13 protein-coding genes are annotated in these 13,192 nt (G+C 59.0%); 9 read left to right on the top strand and 4 right to left on the bottom strand.

All coding sequences use genetic code 11. From position 1 onward, the window contains the following. Positions 1 to 26 precede the first annotated feature (26 nt). The 3 genes from KI235_RS15660 to KI235_RS15650 form a co-directional block, all read right to left on the bottom strand. Positions 27 to 287 (bottom strand): DUF2790 domain-containing protein, encoded by a 261-nt coding sequence (locus tag KI235_RS15660; protein ID WP_003201919.1) that lies wholly within the window; start codon positions 285 to 287, stop codon positions 27 to 29. Between the two features lie 128 nt (positions 288 to 415). Further along, positions 416 to 1,789: a heavy metal sensor histidine kinase gene (locus tag KI235_RS15655; RefSeq protein WP_003201917.1), complete on the bottom strand. Its 1,374-nt coding sequence runs from the start codon at positions 1,787 to 1,789 to the stop codon at positions 416 to 418. Next, on the bottom strand, positions 1,789 to 2,493 hold the full coding sequence (locus KI235_RS15650) for a heavy metal response regulator transcription factor (RefSeq protein WP_038858999.1): 705 nt from the start codon (positions 2,491 to 2,493) through the stop codon (positions 1,789 to 1,791). Before KI235_RS15650 ends, KI235_RS15655 begins: the two co-directional genes overlap by 1 nt. A gap of 549 nt (positions 2,494 to 3,042) precedes the next feature. Here KI235_RS15650 and tssI point away from each other — a divergent pair. The 9 genes from tssI to KI235_RS15605 all read left to right on the top strand — a co-directional run bounded on the left by tssI (position 3,043) and on the right by KI235_RS15605 (position 11,853). After that, complete coding sequence (tssI, locus tag KI235_RS15645) at positions 3,043 to 5,268, top strand: type VI secretion system tip protein TssI/VgrG (protein ID WP_212795147.1); 2,226 nt, start codon at positions 3,043 to 3,045, stop codon at positions 5,266 to 5,268. Between the two features lie 16 nt (positions 5,269 to 5,284). After that, positions 5,285 to 5,743, top strand: a complete 459-nt coding sequence (locus KI235_RS15640; RefSeq protein WP_212795146.1) for a DUF6484 domain-containing protein — start codon at positions 5,285 to 5,287, stop codon at positions 5,741 to 5,743. 12 nt (positions 5,744 to 5,755) lie between these two features. Then, a complete protein-coding gene (locus tag KI235_RS15635) occupies positions 5,756 to 6,559 on the top strand; it encodes a DUF2169 domain-containing protein (protein WP_212795145.1) in 804 nt (267 codons plus the stop codon). A 95-nt stretch (positions 6,560 to 6,654) separates the two neighbouring features. Further along, the gene (locus KI235_RS30470; protein ID WP_244864252.1) at positions 6,655 to 6,897 is read left to right on the top strand and encodes a DUF2169 domain-containing protein; all 243 of its coding nucleotides are present in this window, start codon (positions 6,655 to 6,657) and stop codon (positions 6,895 to 6,897) included. Beyond that, a complete protein-coding gene (locus KI235_RS15625) occupies positions 6,894 to 7,958 on the top strand; it encodes a hypothetical protein (RefSeq protein WP_003201904.1) in 1,065 nt (354 codons plus the stop codon). Before KI235_RS30470 ends, KI235_RS15625 begins: the two co-directional genes overlap by 4 nt. Further along, positions 7,955 to 8,872 (top strand): DUF4150 domain-containing protein, encoded by a 918-nt coding sequence (locus tag KI235_RS30625; RefSeq protein WP_013693376.1) that lies wholly within the window; start codon positions 7,955 to 7,957, stop codon positions 8,870 to 8,872. Before KI235_RS15625 ends, KI235_RS30625 begins: the two co-directional genes overlap by 4 nt. Beyond that, on the top strand, positions 8,872 to 9,738 hold the full coding sequence (locus KI235_RS15615) for a hypothetical protein (RefSeq protein ID WP_170291493.1): 867 nt from the start codon (positions 8,872 to 8,874) through the stop codon (positions 9,736 to 9,738). The genes KI235_RS30625 and KI235_RS15615 overlap by 1 nt, the downstream gene beginning before the upstream one ends. Positions 9,739 to 9,753: 15 nt before the next feature. Next, positions 9,754 to 11,013: a TIGR02270 family protein gene (locus KI235_RS15610; RefSeq protein ID WP_039011985.1), complete on the top strand. Its 1,260-nt coding sequence runs from the start codon at positions 9,754 to 9,756 to the stop codon at positions 11,011 to 11,013. Between the two features lie 60 nt (positions 11,014 to 11,073). Beyond that, entirely contained in the window at positions 11,074 to 11,853 is a 780-nt protein-coding gene (locus tag KI235_RS15605; RefSeq protein WP_212795143.1) for an SDR family NAD(P)-dependent oxidoreductase, read from the top strand. A gap of 56 nt (positions 11,854 to 11,909) precedes the next feature. Here KI235_RS15605 and KI235_RS15600 read toward each other — a convergent pair whose 3' ends face one another. Beyond that, entirely contained in the window at positions 11,910 to 13,166 is a 1,257-nt protein-coding gene (locus tag KI235_RS15600; RefSeq protein ID WP_212795142.1) for an OprD family porin, read from the bottom strand. Positions 13,167 to 13,192 lie beyond the last annotated feature (26 nt).

The raw sequence follows: 13,192 nt of genomic DNA, 5'->3' as shown, positions 1-13,192 counted from the left end.
AGAAATGAACCGGCATCGCCGGACGGTCACTGTGTCGAGCACGCCTCAGCCAACTGCAGAAAGCTGACGTGTTTCTTTACCCCTTGGGTGTTCAAGTAGGTCATCTTGGCTGGCACGACCTCGCATACCGGCGATGTCGCCGCCTCGATATGAATGACCCTGGCGATGTCCAGCGGCATGCCATATTCGTAGGCCGGAAACTGCGATTGTTCTTTGGCGAGCAGCGGTGAACCGCTCAAGGAGATGACTGCCAGCAGGCCGGCAATCGACAGGTTTCGAATGTTCATAGTGGGCTCCACGACACAGTCCTCGTTGGGATGGTCGTAGCACTCTAGGCGGGGGCGACTGACGTCAAGGTGACTGCTGGCTGACGGGAAGATGTCAAACGCGGATGGACTTTACTCGCAGGCGACGACTAAGGCGCCGCCTGATTCATCAAGGAGAATCCGAAGGTGTTGAGCCCGTTTTCGCTGTGGGCAAACACGCGGCCACCGTGCATGGACGCCACCGCCCGCACGATGGAAAGGCCCAGGCCATGGTGCGCATCGCTTCGCGCCCTGGCGGTGTCGGCGCGATAGAAACGCTCGAACAAACGCTCCAGGTGCGAATTGTCGATGGGCTCTCCGGCATTGGAAACGCTCACCTCGACCTGCATGCCGTGGTTGACCAGGCTCACCGTGATCGTGCTGGTCGGCACAGCGTAGCGCGCCGCGTTCTGTATCAGATTAGCCAGGGAGCGGTGAAAAAGGCGTCGGTCGATGCACACGCGCATGTCACCTTGGATCACCACGCCCAGCTGTTTGTCGTGCAAGACCGGCTCCAGATACTCCACCGTTTTCAACGCCTCTTCATAAAGCGAGACATCACTGAGCTCGGTTGCCCGTTGCCCGCTCTCGGCCCCCGCCAGGAACAGCATGTCGTTGACGATGGTGCCCATCCGTTCCAGCTCTTCGAGGTTCGACTGCAGCAGATCCTGCAGCTCACCCACATCGCGCCCGTGGGCCAATGCCACCTGGGTCTGTCCGATCAGATTGGTCAAGGGCGTTCGCAGCTCATGGGCCACATTGGCATTGAACCCTTCGAGCTGACACCAGGCCGCTTCCTGGCGAGCCAGGGCACCGTTGAACGACACCGCCAGCTCCTGCAATTCGCCAGGCAGCGCCTCGGTGTCCAGTCGCTGCTTCGAATCTCCCGGCGGCAGGCTATTGGCTTGACGGCTCAGTCGTCTCACCGGCCCCAGGCCGAAACGCGCGATCCAGTAACCGAGCAGCGCAACCAGCCCGATGCCCAACGCCGAGGTCAGGATCAAAATCTTGGTGAAGTGGTCCAGGGTCTTCCTGAACGGCGTTGAATCCAGCCCCACGATAAAACGCAGCTCCGGACGGTTGCCCATCGCAGGAATGGTCTTGAGCAAAGCCATCATGGGACGCTCCCGCTCAGGCAGGTCGAGGGTAAACAGCCCATCGGAGCGCTTCGACCAATCCTGCCCGTCCGGCATCGCCCCGCCGTAACTGAAGTCTGGGTTGTCAACCAGGATCCAATAGCGCACCCGTTCATCCGCAGGCGTCAAGCCGTCGAGCTTCTGGCGCAAACCGACCCAGAATGTCGGCGAATCGTATTTCGCCAGTACCGGGTCGAGCACGGAATGGCGCAAGACCAGCTCGTTTTGCATCTGCTCATCGAGCGTTTGGTCCAAAGAACAGCGCAACAGCGTCGCACTGATCGACATGATCAGCAGGACAGCGAGGCCGAACATCAGGGCAAGCCGCTTGGCGATCGATCTTTTCATCAAGGCGTTCCACTTTGCCTGCTATCGACCTCACGGCTTTCCAGCACATACCCCATGCCGCGGACGGTATGCAGGAGCTTGCGCGGATACGGGGCATCTACCTTGGCGCGAACACGCTTGATCGCGACCTCGACCACGTTGGCGTCACTGTCGAAATTCATGTCCCAGACCTGCTCGGCAATCATCAACTTGGAAAGGATCTCGCCCTGATGCCGTGCCAACAGGCTTAACAGGGTGAACTCCTTGGCCGTCAGGTCCAGCCGCAGCCCTCCCCGGGTCACCTTGCGCGCTTGCAGATCGACTTCCAGGTCGTCGATGCGCAAATGTGTCAGGTCAACCGTGTCACCGGCGCGACGACGGATCAAGGCCTGGACACGTGCGACAAGTTCGGCAAACGAAAAAGGCTTGCCCAGGTAATCATCGGCCCCCTCGCGCAGCCCTCGAATGCGGTCATCCACCGTCCCCCTGGCCGACAACATGATGACCGGGGTTTTCTTTTGCAGGCGCAGGCCTTGCAACACGTCGTAGCCGTCCTTGCCCGGCAACATCACATCCAGGATCACCACGTCGTAATCCCATTCCAGCGCGTAATGCAGGCCATCGATGCCATTCGTGGCAACGTCGACAATGTAGCCGAGCTCGGTCAAGCCACGATGGACGTAGGAGGAGGTTTTTTCTTCATCCTCGACAATGAGCAAACGCATCGGGTAACGCCTCTCTGAAACGGTGCCACAAATTGGGAGATCAAATAGTCGATCCCGATGTTTGGCTTGGTGCTGATGCTTCAAGCCCCCCTGCAAGATCGCCTGGATGTACATTTTCCCCAGTCTAGGCTGTGAAGGTGTCCGCAGGCTGACCGCCTCCTGACATTCTTGTCAGAAAATGCTTCAAGGGCCGAGTTCGTCATTCTCGTGGAGTTATTCGAATTTGGAATTACAGTTATAGCTAACGAAACTATGTAGACGACCTTCCGTCACCTATCTTGACGTCAGGTATCCGTCCCATTTGGGGCGATGCTGGAACGTTATCCAACGGGCTCCAGACACACGTTAATCCGCAGGATAAGGATCTGCTCGTACGTCCAGTTTGATTGAAGACCGCAAGACCGATAAGGAGATCCCCCTGTGGTGGATGTGCAGCAATTGTTGGACTCGATTCCCCCTGGCATCCCCTATGGCGACGACGATGCATGCGACGCCACCTTCTTTACGACGGCCAACTGACGCCCGAACACGAGCCAAAGGAAGCCGTTCATGGCAATCACGCAAAACAACCGTTTGGTACAGGTCGACAGTCCTCTCGGCGGCGATGTCCTGTTGTTGCAAGGCATGGAAGGCAGCGAAGAGTTGGGGCGGTTGTTCCACTACGAATTGGACCTGACCTCCGAAGACCGGGCGATCACGTTCGACCAGCTGCTGGGCAAGCCAATGGGCCTGACCCTGGAACTGTATGACGGCGGCAAACGCTACTTCCACGGCATTGTCTGCAGTTGCCGGCAATTGACCGGCCACGGTCAGTTCGCCGGTTACCGCGTCAGCTTGCGCCCCTGGTTCTGGCTGCTCACGCGCACCTCCGATTGCCGGATTTTCCAGAACAAGACCGTGCCGGACATCATCAAGCAGGTGTTCCGCGACCTCGGTTTCTCCGATTTCGAGGACAGCCTGAGCGGCAGCTACCGCGAGTGGGAATATTGCGTGCAGTACCGCGAAACCAGCTTCGACTTCGTCAGTCGGTTGATGGAGCAGGAAGGCATCTATTACTACTTTCGCCATGAAGAGGCGCGCCATGTATTGGTGTTGGCCGACGCCTATGGCGCCCACTCCACGGCGCCAGACTACGCCTCGGTGCCCTTCTATCCGCCTGATCGGCAAATGCGCGAGCGCGATCATTTCTACGACTGGCAACTGGCGCGGGAAGTCCAACCCGGTTCGCTGGCGCTGAACGACTATGACTTCCTGCGCCCACGCGCCAGTCTTGAGGTGCGCTCCAGCGTGCCGCGCAACCACACCAGCGCCGACTACCCGCTCTACGACTACCCGGGTGAATACGTCCAGAGCAACGATGGCGATCACTACGCGCGTACCCGCATCGAAGCCATTCACAGCCAATTCGAGCGTGTGCAATTACGCGGTCGCGCCCGCGGAATCGGTTGCGGTCATGTGTTCACGCTGACGGGATACGACCGTGCCGACCAGAACCGTGAATACCTGGTGGTGACCGCCCGTTATCAGATCCGTCAGGATGCCTATGAAAGCGGCCAGTCGGACGTCGCTGAACAGTTCGTCAGCGAGCTGGACTGCATGGATGCCAGCCAAGTCTTCCGCCCTCTCCCCCTCACCCCCATGCCCATTGTTCGCGGGCCGCAGACTGCCGTGGTGGTCGGCCCCAGTGGCGAGGAGATCTGGACCGACCAATATGGCCGGGTCAAAGTGCATTTCCACTGGGATCGCCATGACCAGTCCAACGAAAACAGCTCCTGCTGGATTCGCGTGTCCCAGGCCTGGGCCGGCAAGAACTGGGGATCCGTGCAGCTCCCGCGGATCGGTCAGGAAGTGATCGTCAGTTTCCTCGAGGGCGATCCGGATCGGCCGATTATCACTGGCCGCGTCTACAACGCTGAACAGACCGTGCCCTACGGATTGCCGGCCAATGCCACCCAGAGCGGGGTGAAAAGTCGTTCAAGCAAGGGCGGTTCACCGGCCAACTTCAATGAAATCCGCATGGAGGACAAGAAAGGCTCGGAGCAACTGTTTATCCACGCCGAGAAGAACCAGGACATCGAGGTCGAGAACGACGAAACCCACTGGGTCGGCCATGATCGCCGCAAGACCATCGACAACGACGAGACCGTGCATGTCAAACACGACCGCACCGAAACCGTCGATAACAACGAAACCATCACCATTGGTGTGGATCGCAAGGAAAAGGTCGGCAATAACGAAACCATCTCCATCGGTGTGAACCGCACCGAGGATGTTGGCAGCAACGAGAAAATCACCATTGGCGCCAATCGCACCGAGAAAGTGGGCAGTAACGAGACCATCACCATCGGCGCGGACCGCACGGAAAAAGTCGGTGCCAACGAGCAAATCAGCATCGCCAGCAACCGCACCGAAGACGTGGGCGGCAACGAAACGATCAGCATCAGCGGCAACCGTAACGAAACGGTCCAGGGCAACGAAGGCATCGAGATCAGCGGCAACCAGAGCACCCAGATTGGCCAGAACGAATCCCGCGACGTCGCCCAGAATCGCACCACCAACATCAATCAGAACGACAGCCTGGACGTGGGCAAGCATTTCTCCCTTACCGCCGGCGACTCCATCAGCCTGACCACGGGCGCGGCGAGCATCACCATGAAGAAGGACGGCACCATCGTGATCAGCGGCAAGAACATCACCATCGACGGCTCTGGCGCCATCAAGATCAAGGCCAACAAAAACGTGGTCGTCAAAGGCCAGAAGATTCTGCAGAACTAGTCATGGAGCGTGTGCGATGACCGTCGAATATTACCTGCCCTCCTCCTCCACTGCTGCGCCGACGCGCGTGGATGGCGTCGTGATCGGCCTGTTGCTGGATGTGCCCAAGGCCGACGCGCCGGTCGTGGCATTTCCCGGCTGCCCTGCTGACGGCGGCCTTGCCGCGCGCACCACCACACCGCTCAGCCGCGAGGACATCGGCGCCCAGGTCGCGCTGATGTTCGAGGCCGGCGACCTGAGCCGTCCGCTGGTGATCGGTCGCATCCAGCGTCTGCCGCAAACCACAACGCCAGCCGTCGCCCACCTGGACGGCGAACGCCTGGAGTTCACCGCGGAGCGGGAAATCGTCCTGCGCTGCGGCAAGGCCAGCATCACCCTCACCCGCGAGGGCAAGGTGCTGATTCGAGGGACCTATCTTTCGAGCCGGTCATCCGGCGTGAACCGCATCAAGGGCGGCTCGGTGCAGATCAACTGAGGCAATGACGCCATGGAATTGGTAAACAAGACTCGCCTCGTCGGCGGTTATACGACCTCAACCGATAAAACGGGCCGTGAATGGCTGGTCGTGGTGGCGAAAGGAACCTACGGCATTCCCGATCACCCTGGACATGCGCCGCGCCTGCTCGAACAACAGGCTCCGTTGATCATGGCCGACGTATTCCCAGGTGAACCGAGTGAATCAGCTGCGTTATACGAAAACGATTTTGCGCTGCACAAGCCCCGCTGCGATGTCCTGCTCAATGGTCACTGCCACGCCCCCAATGGAGAGCTGGCGACGGAGGTGAACGTAGCGCTGAAAGTGGGGACTCTCGTCAAAGCATTCAAAGTGATTGGGGCACGAATCTATGAGGACAGCGCCCTCTCACACTCGATAAGCAAACCTGTTCCATTCACCACAATGCCGATTACCTACGCGCAGGCTTTTGGCGGCGTGGATCGCACGCATGCAGACCCGGCCAAACACAAATGGTACCCATGGAACCCGGTTGGAGCCGGATTTTACCCCGCAGCAAACAGTGCCCAGACCAATGGCTTGCCGCTCCCAAATACCGAAGAACTGGAAAGGCCGGTCACCGCCCCCCACGAACATTACAAGCCAATGGCATTTGGCCCGATTGGTCGAGCATGGCGGCAGCGTATCCAATGGGCCGGCACCTATGATCAGGCGTGGCTTGATCATCAATTTCCATTCCTTCCCGAAGATTTTGACTTGCGCTATTTCCAATGTGCACCCGAGGACCAGCAAATAGATTATCCCCGGGGGGCGAAGAAGTCGCGCTGCTTAATCTGAGCGATAAAGGCCGCTCGGCATTCAGGCTTCCGGCAAACCTGAAACTAGCGGTGCTTGTCGTTTTTCACGACGACAGCACACGGGAAGCAGCCGCCGTGGTCGACACCGTCATTCTTGAACCTGACGCGAATCGCCTGACGCTGACATGGCGAGCCTCTTCGCCCCTCGGGCGCAACATCAAGGAGGTGGCCAAGGTCATCGTCGGGCAAACCGCCGATCAGTTCGAACAGGCCAAGGCCAACGAAGAACGCATGCGAGGAAAACAACACTTCAAGTCATTGGCTCAACTCATCGCGTGGACTAAGGAAGCCTATCCTCCCGCGGAAGAGGAGATATGACCTCCATGCAGGGACACGCCCTCTTCATCACCAGCATGGGCATGGCGTGTCCCGTGGGCTTATGCGTCGCCAGCGCCTGTGCTGCCAAGCGCGCCGGGCTGTCAGCACTCCAGGAGCTGCCGTTTTTTGACAACGCGTGCGAACCCATCATCGGCGCGGCTGTGCCCAGCCTTGACCTGGCTCTGCCGGCAGCAGCGCGCATGTCCGGACTCATGATGCATGCACTGGTCGAGTTGATACAGGGTGCGCCGAAGCTGGATTGGACAGAAGTGCCATTTCTCCTGTGCCTGGCTGAACCGGAGCGCCCCGGAATCAATATCAGGGAAATAGCCCAGGCCGTCATACAGGACGTATCTTCCAAGTTGGGCATACAGTTCCATCCAACGCATTCCAGGGTCATCCCCTCTGGCCATGTTGCCGGCATGCATGCCCTTCATGAAGCCAGTCGATTAATGCAGGAAACACGGGTTCCCGCCTGTGTGGTGGCGGGTGTTGACTCGCTGCTCAGCGCCTTGACGCTGCAGTGGCTGGACGAACATCGCCGGCTGAAAACGGCGACTCACAATGACGGCTTGTTTCCTGGCGAAGGGGCCGCGGCCATCCTGATTCAGGCCTATCGGCAACCTGGTACCTGCCTGCAAATCTCAGGCCTGGGCTTTGGGCAAGAAGAGGCGCCTCTTTTGTCGAGCAAACCCCTGCGGGCAGGCGGGCTGACCGACGCCGCTCGTACGGCGCTCGCACAGGCCAAACTGGGTCTGCATGAAATTGACCTGCGCCTGTCCGATGTCACGGGAGAGCAATACGGGTTCAAGGAACTTCCGTTGATGGAGGCCCGGCTTTTTCGGACAGTCCGAAAAGAGGATCAGCCACTGTGGCATTGGGCAGAGGCCATGGGTGACACCGGGGCCATTGCTGGAATCGTCCAATTGATACTCGCCGACCAGGCGTTTCGCAAAGGCTATGCACCGGGAACCACCGCGATCTGTCTGAGCAGTGCCCTGGCCGGCGCACGCGCCGCCGCCGTTGTGCGCGACCTTAGCCAGCCAGAGGGGGACCTATGAGCTGCGACGTTTACGCAAATGGCGATGAGATTGCCTGCAAAGCGGGTGGAGGCAAGGTCATCGCGGCGTTCCCGGATGTCTGCCTGACGCCACCACCGCCTCCGGGAGGGCCAATCCCGGTGCCCTATCCAGACACCTCGTTTTCCAAGGACATGAAGAAAGGCAGCAAGACCGTCAAGATCGAAAACAAGGAGATCATGTTAAAAAATCGCTCCTTCTATAAAACCTCACCGCTGGGCGATGAAGCTGCCACAAGAAGCCAGGGTGCCGGTGTCATCACTCACGTCATCACCGGCAAGACCTATTTTGTCTCATGGTCAATGGATGTTCTTTTCGAAGGCCAGAACGTAGATAGACATACCGATCTCACCACATCGAATCATGCCAGCCCTGCAGCGAATGCGGCTGTGCCCATGGTCAACACCGCCAAATACAGTCCGGTGCAACAAGACGCCAAGGTGCCGGGCAAACACAAATGTGAATGTTGCGGCGGCGCGGCGCACTCCAAGGCTCAAGCGAACGGGGAGTACATGACGGAGGAGCAATTCTACGGCACCGCACAAAATTCCAAGAATGCAGCCGTGCTTGCCAAAGTCCGGGCCAACCCCAAGTGCAGGCACCTGTTGCCACCCGCCGGAAAGCAACCGAGCGGCTGCAATAAGTACTACGTAACGAGCAAACGAGAGAAAGCCAACATTGAAAATGATTGGGCGATTAACAGACCAGGCTATATGCGTTGGAAAACAGAAGTGGGCCAGGGAGAGCCGGTGGCGCATAGAGTCCCCAAGGCGGCCGGAGGTTGTCCGGCCGGGCAAGGGAATCTCGCCCCTACTGGCAAGAAGTGTGAGAAGCTCGAAGGAGAGCTGAGTGCACTTCAAGAAACACGCATCAATAGTTTTCCAAGGCCCGAATGATGAAAGCCTCTATTTACAAGCACACCCAAAGACCTGGTTTCCTTCAAGACAGCTTCTATTGGAAGGGGCGTGGATATCACTACAGTGGCCCCGCTCCGGCAGAAGTATTGTCACCTGACGGATGGATGAGCAATGACCCATGGATTGCACTTGCTGCGATTCTGGAACAGGCCAAGCATGGCGATTACAGCCACGTATCCCAACTGCGCAAATGGATAGTGGAACCCAGTTGCGATCCAACGCTGGTATCGGCCTGCCTCGGCCTGACCGCTGATGCAGGGCTCGACACTGACCTGGATTTCCTTGCGGAGCTCATACTCGAGGGCCCCACTTACCTTCGCATCGAGGCGTGCCTGGCAGCCCAGTGGTCTGGTGTGCTGTGGCTGATACCTTTCATGGTTGAGGCATGGCGTACGTTTGCACGTCGGGCCGACCGAGCCGCCGTGGAAGCCAATTTAACCAATCTTCTTGACCCCATCGAAAACGAGCCCGAGTTCTTTGACAGTGGCCTGAACGAAGTCGATTACAAAGCGGCTGTCGATTCACGACTTAGCGAACTGCAGAACGCTTATGGCAGCGATCGCTGCTCAATTTCCGGGGGGATGCCCGTCGACATGAACAAACAAGTCTGGGTCATGAGAAAGTCCCTGGTTCCTTCAGGCACTGACGAATGGATCGATTGGAGCAACTTTCTTATCTGGAGGCGTAAATTCGAGGTGTATTCCGGCGTCGACTGTTCCAGCTTCTACGGAAAAAACGGCGAGTTCCAACCGCTGAATGCGGCCGCTGTCCTGGACCGGTACATGGCCTCTCCCCTGCACTTCGAAGTCGGTAAACGTTACTTCTTTGGAAACCTGGTGCCGTAACAAGACAGAGACGTCATGGTCCCCATCTCATCAATGATCGAGCAACACGCCGAAGAAGCTTGCTTCCTCATCCTCCTGCACGATCACGCCGTGCGCGCGCCCCACTATGACCTTGACGACCTCAGCAAACTGGACGAACGCATCGACGCTCATCTCGATGGTCTGCGCATTGCTGGCTCAACAGGCCTGGAGACTCTGCTGACCCAGCTCGGCCCGCACACCGTCGGCGAGATGTTCGCCAGTGTGCTGCTGGCCTTCGAGGCGGCCAATGCGAAGGGGCTGTCGCTGCTCAGCGAGCACTTAAGAAGTGCCACGGAAACTGAACGAGGTTACCTGATGGCCCTGGGGTGGCTCGACTGGGAACGGGTATCGCCCTGGATCGAGCGCATGCTCGCCTCCCCCGAGCCTTTGTTCCGTCGCCTTGGCTTGGCAGCCTGCGGCATGCATCGCCACGATCCCGGCCCTATCCTGCTGACCGAACTGTCCCACGCCGACCCCAGCGTGCTGGCACGTGCCGCACGCACGGCGGGTGAACTGCGCCGACGTGACCTGTTACAGACGATTCGTACCCATCGTCTACATGAGAATGCGGCCACGCGCTTCTGGGCCAACTGGGCCACCGCACAGATGGGCGACGAGCAAGCCCTGGAGCCATTGCGACAATTCGCCGAACAACCGGGCGAGTTCCAGTACCGCGCGCTCTGCGTACTGCTGGCCTGGCAGGAACGCGAGCCCAGCGTCGCCTGGATACGCCAGTGGGTACAGGATCCCAGGGATCGGCGCATCGGCATCCAAGCCCTTGGGCTGCTGGGCGATCCGGTCTGCGTACCGTGGTTGATCCAGCAGATGAGCGACCTGCCCTATGCCCGGGTCGCCGGTGAAACCTTTAGCCTGATCACCGGCGCAGACCTGGCGCTGCTCGACCTGGAACAGCAGGCCTTGCCGGATTTCGATGCGGGCCCGAACGATGACCCTGAAGACCCCAATGTCGCGATGGACCCCGATGAAAACCTGCCCTGGCCCGACCCGCAGGCAATCGAAAGATGGTGGCAAGCCAATAGCGGACACTTCCCGGCAGGTACTCGTTATATGCTGGGATTGGCCCATAGCGAACACAGCTTTCAGCAAGCCCTTATCCACGGCCAGCAACGCCAGCGCATCGCCGCTGCCTGCGGCATCGCCCGCTATCGGCCAAACGAAGTGCTTTTCCCCACGAGTGCACCGGCTTGGCGGCAAAAGCGGTTGTTGGGGATGACGGCGGTATTCGGGCGTTGATCCGGATGTTTATATAGCGCGCCGGCGCCTGGCAATCACTTACCCCCCTCTGGAGGCACCATGCCAAACGCAGTTGGACAGAACCCTGTGGCACTCATCAGTGGGGTTGGAAGCGAGATCGGAATCGGCATGGCGATCGCCCGCAGGCTTGGCGCGGCGGGAGCCAGACTGATCGTCACCGCCAGCAGTGCGCGAATCAATGATCGAGTCGCAGAACTGCGCGCCGAAGGGTTCGAAGTCGAAGGCCGGGCCCTCGATCTTACCGATGAAAACCAGGTACGTGAGTTCATGGCGTGGGCAGAGTCCCTCTGGGGCCAGATCGATATCCTGGTCAACAACGCGGGCATGGCCATGCAAGGTAGCCCGGAGTTTTTTTCCGACTTGGCAAGCATGGATCTGCACACCTGGAACCTTACGTTGGCGCGAAACCTGACCACGGCCTTTCTGCTTACACGGGCTGTTCTGCCCGGCATGCGGGCGCGTCGCTACGGGCGCATCGTCAACATCAGTTCCACTACCGGCACCCGCTGCAGCAACCCCGGTGAAGCGGCTTACAGCGCCGCGAAGGCCGCGATGGTCGGAATGAGCATGAGCCTGGCGCTGGAAGTCGCCCAGCAAGGGATCACCGTAAACAGCGTCGCTCCCGGCTGGATCACCACAGGATCGACCACTACAGAGGAAGCCAAAGCGGCCGAATACACGCCGATGGGCCGCGCCGGACGTCCCGAAGAGGTCGCTGCACTGGTGGCTTTCCTTGCCTCTTCAGAGGCGAGCTACCTCACTGGCGAAGTCATCGTGGTGGATGGCGGAAATTGCCTGGTCGAGAACAAGGCTCCTTGATCTGACTAGGCTTCCCAGGCATTCGCCATGGCACCGGCAAGGGTGAACCGATCAGGTCAGAGCAGCTTCCAGGTGTAACTGAGGATCAACCGGTTCTCGTCGATGTCGCTGCGGTAGTTGGAACGCGCCATGACGTTGCGCACGCGTACCCCCAGGCCGCTTAGAAAACCGTTCTGGAACGCGTAGCCGATATCCAGATCGCGCTCGCGATCCTTGCCCTCAAAACCCGCGCCGGTGTTCACGTTGTCGCCGGTGATGTAGCGCACCGTCGTCGTGAGGCCAGGCACCCCCATTGCAGCGAAGTCATAGTCGTAACGAGCCTGCCAGGAACGCTCATCGGTATAGGCGAACTCATAAGTTGGCACCTCGTTACCCAGAGGCGTGACGTTGGCGAAAACCCTGGGGAACGCACTGTCGCCATACATCGCCTGGTAACCGACATAAAAGGTGTGGCCATCACGCTTTGCAGACAGCAACGAAAAGAACGCCTGGTTATCGATTTTCCCCAGCATTTCACTGCCGTCCTCGCTGGCATCGTAATAACCGAGATTGGCGCCCAGACCCCAGTCGCCCATGGGCTGGCTGTGCTTGAAACCAATGAAGTCCTGGGCATAGATGTCTTTCAACTGGCCGTGCCAGAGGCTGACGCTGGTGCGATTGCTGTTGAAGCTGTAGTCGCCGCCGAGGTAGTTGAAAGCATCGCTTTCAGCCTGGCGTTTAGGCACATGGCCTAGCATGGCGATCATTTTTTCGTCGCCGGCTTCGTTGCGCAGGCTGGTCGTCGTCAAGTGACCTGCTTGCACCGTCAGGCCACTGATCTCGCTGGAGCTGATGCTCACCCCCTGATAACTCGGGGGCAGCAGACGTATGTCGCTGAAGGCGAGTACCGGAAGATTCGGTTGCAGCTCCCCGACCTTCAGTTCGGTTTTAGAGACTTTGGCTTTGAACGTCAGGCCCAGACGGCTGTAATCGTCAGCCGCACGGCCATCGTCCGTGATCGGCAACAACCCGGTATTGACCCGGTCAGGGCTGCTGTCGAGCTTGAGGCCCAGCGTTCCTAGCGCATCGATGCCGAACCCCACAGGCCCCTGTGTGTAGCCGGATTTGAACGTCAGGATGAAACCCTGCCCCCACTCCTCGGCCTTGGATTGCCGATTTGCGCCGACGATGTCGGAATAGTCCCGGCTGAAGTAATAGTTGCGAGCTTGCAAGGTGGCGGTGGAACCTTCGAGCAAGCCCTGGTCCGCCGCCGACGCGACGAGTGGCACGCCCAGGAGTGAAAGCCAGAAACGCGGTATGGTCTGCTGATTCATGTTGTGCTCTTAATTATTGTTATTTA

The sequence above is a fragment of the Pseudomonas sp. St386 genome (assembly GCF_018325865.1).
GTDB lineage: Bacteria > Pseudomonadota > Gammaproteobacteria > Pseudomonadales > Pseudomonadaceae > Aquipseudomonas > Aquipseudomonas brassicacearum.
Note: the sequence above shows the minus strand (reverse complement) of the source record. Positions and strands in the feature narration are given on the sequence as shown.

Bases quoted from the DNA above. Each gene is read 5' to 3' on its own strand.
- KI235_RS15660 (WP_003201919.1), bottom strand. From the start codon at position 287: ATGAACATTCGAAACCTGTCGATTGCCGGCCTGCTGGCAGTCATCTCC.
- KI235_RS15615 (WP_170291493.1), top strand. From the start codon at position 8,872: ATGAAAGCCTCTATTTACAAGCACACCCAAAGACCTGGTTTCCTTCAA.
- KI235_RS30625 (WP_013693376.1), top strand. From the start codon at position 7,955: ATGAGCTGCGACGTTTACGCAAATGGCGATGAGATTGCCTGCAAAGCG.
- KI235_RS15605 (WP_212795143.1), top strand. From the start codon at position 11,074: ATGCCAAACGCAGTTGGACAGAACCCTGTGGCACTCATCAGTGGGGTT.
- KI235_RS15650 (WP_038858999.1), bottom strand. From the start codon at position 2,493: ATGCGTTTGCTCATTGTCGAGGATGAAGAAAAAACCTCCTCCTACGTC.
- KI235_RS15600 (WP_212795142.1), bottom strand. From the start codon at position 13,166: ATGAATCAGCAGACCATACCGCGTTTCTGGCTTTCACTCCTGGGCGTG.
- KI235_RS15610 (WP_039011985.1), top strand. From the start codon at position 9,754: ATGGTCCCCATCTCATCAATGATCGAGCAACACGCCGAAGAAGCTTGC.
- tssI (WP_212795147.1), top strand. From the start codon at position 3,043: ATGGCAATCACGCAAAACAACCGTTTGGTACAGGTCGACAGTCCTCTC.
- KI235_RS15640 (WP_212795146.1), top strand. From the start codon at position 5,285: ATGACCGTCGAATATTACCTGCCCTCCTCCTCCACTGCTGCGCCGACG.
- KI235_RS15625 (WP_003201904.1), top strand. From the start codon at position 6,894: ATGACCTCCATGCAGGGACACGCCCTCTTCATCACCAGCATGGGCATG.
- KI235_RS15655 (WP_003201917.1), bottom strand. From the start codon at position 1,789: ATGAAAAGATCGATCGCCAAGCGGCTTGCCCTGATGTTCGGCCTCGCT.
- KI235_RS15635 (WP_212795145.1), top strand. From the start codon at position 5,756: ATGGAATTGGTAAACAAGACTCGCCTCGTCGGCGGTTATACGACCTCA.